The organism is Streptomyces sp. NPDC059456 (assembly GCF_042750055.1).
GTDB lineage: Bacteria > Actinomycetota > Actinomycetes > Streptomycetales > Streptomycetaceae > Streptomyces.
In genome coordinates this window covers 1-1,843 of sequence record NZ_JBHYVA010001046.1, presented here as the reverse complement: position 1 = coordinate 1,843, position 1,843 = coordinate 1, and the positions used below count along the sequence as shown (strand labels likewise).

General features: G+C 68.7%; 2 protein-coding genes. Both read left to right on the top strand.

Annotation, left to right across the window (positions count from 1 at the left end):
- Positions 1-1,033: MFS transporter (locus ACFXA3_RS42000; protein ID WP_385196695.1), on the top strand; the 1,033-nt coding region annotated here is incomplete at its 5' end.
- Positions 1,034-1,356: 323 nt separating this feature from the next.
- Positions 1,357-1,731, top strand: a complete 375-nt coding sequence (locus ACFXA3_RS41995; protein WP_007262928.1) for an RNA polymerase-binding protein RbpA — start codon at positions 1,357-1,359, stop codon at positions 1,729-1,731.
- Positions 1,732-1,843: the final 112 nt, after the last annotated feature.

The following is a 1,843-nucleotide window of genomic DNA, read 5'->3' as shown; positions in this document are numbered from 1 at the left end:
GGCGTACACCGGTGCGGCGGCGACCACCGCGATGTTCCTGCTGGGCGGCGACCGCTATCTGCTGGGCGGCGTCCTGCTGATCCTGGCGAACGCCGCGATGTCGGTGTCGATGGTGCTCTACAACTCCTACCTGCCGCAGATCGCGAAGCCGGAGGAGCGGGACGCCGTCTCCTCGCGGGGCTGGGCGTTCGGCTACACGGCGGGCGCGTTCGTCCTGGTCCTGAACCTGGTCCTGTTCCAGTCGCACGAGTCCTTCGGGATCTCCAAGGACGCGGCCGTGCGCATCTGCCTGGCCTCGGCGGGCCTGTGGTGGGGCGCGTTCGCGATCATCCCGCTGCGCCGGCTGCGGGACCGGGCGGTGGTCCGGTCGGGCGCCGACCACGCGGCCGCCGGGTCGGGGTGGAAGCAGCTCGTCGCCACGCTGAAGGACATGCGGCGGCACCCGCTGACGCTGTCCTTCCTGCTGGCGTACCTGGTCTACAACGACGGGATCCAGACCGTGATCTCGCAGGCGTCCGTGTACGGCAAGCAGGAGCTGAAGCTGGAGGACTCGACGCTGATCACGGCGGTCCTGCTGGTGCAGATCCTCGCCGTGGCGGGCGCGATGGCGATGGGCCGGCTGGCCGTCTCGTACGGCGCGAAGAAGACCATCCTGGGGTCCCTGGTGGCCTGGACGGTGACCCTGGGCGCCGGCTTCTTCCTGCCGGCGGGCGCGCCGGTGTGGTTCTTCATACTGGCGTCGATGATCGGACTGGTGCTGGGCGGGAGCCAGGCGCTGTCGCGTTCGCTGTTCTCCCACCTGGTCCCGGCCGGCAAGGAGGCGGAGTACTTCTCGGCGTACGAGATGAGCGATCGCGGGGTGAGCTGGGTGGGGCCGCTGGTGTTCGGGCTCACCTACCAGGTCACGGGCAGCTACCGGGACGCCATCATCTCGTTGGTGGTGTTCTTCGCACTGGGTTTCGTGCTCCTGGCACGGGTGCCGGTGCGGCGCGCGGTGGAGGCGGCGGGCAATCCTGTACCCGAGCGGATCTGACCGGATCCGGCGGCCGCCCCGGCAGCGGATCGGACCCGGATCTTCATACGAATTCCGAACGGATTTCGACGTTGAAGCGAAGGGCCGGTAGTGTACGCCTTTGGCCTGCCAGGCGGACCGTTACTGCGCGCTTGAGAAGTGTAGACGTTGGGTGACATCTGCTGCCAGATGTGACAAAACGGGCATTGGTGGGTACAACAAGGGGCGGCACGACGGGCGACGCATCACCCGGAGCGGGAATCTATACCGCCGACCGGACGTTGACCGGATGACGACGACAGCGACACCTGTCCTGTGGGCGACAAGCCCGGGAGGCACGATTCATGAGTGAGCGAGCTCTCCGCGGTACGCGGCTCGTGGTTACCAGCTACGAGACGGACCGCGGCATCGATCTGGCCCCGCGCCAGGCGGTGGAGTACGCATGCCAGAACGGACATCGATTTGAGATGCCGTTCTCGGTTGAGGCAGAGATTCCGCCGGAGTGGGAGTGCAAGGCGTGCGGCGCCATGGCACTCCTGGTGGACGGGGACGGGCCCGAAGAGAAGAAGGGCAAGCCTGCGCGAACGCACTGGGACATGCTCATGGAGCGGCGCACCCGCGAGGAACTCGAGGAGGTGCTGGCCGAGAGGCTGGCGGTCCTGCGTTCCGGCGCCATGAACATTGCCGTGCATCCGCGGGACAGCCGCAAGTCCGCCTGACAGCCGGACGCACCGTACAAGCCGAGGGCCCCCCCCCCCAAAGGGGGGGGGGGCCCCCGGCGTTCCCAGGGCCGGTCCCCCCCACGGGCGGGCCGGGGACGGGGGGCCGCGG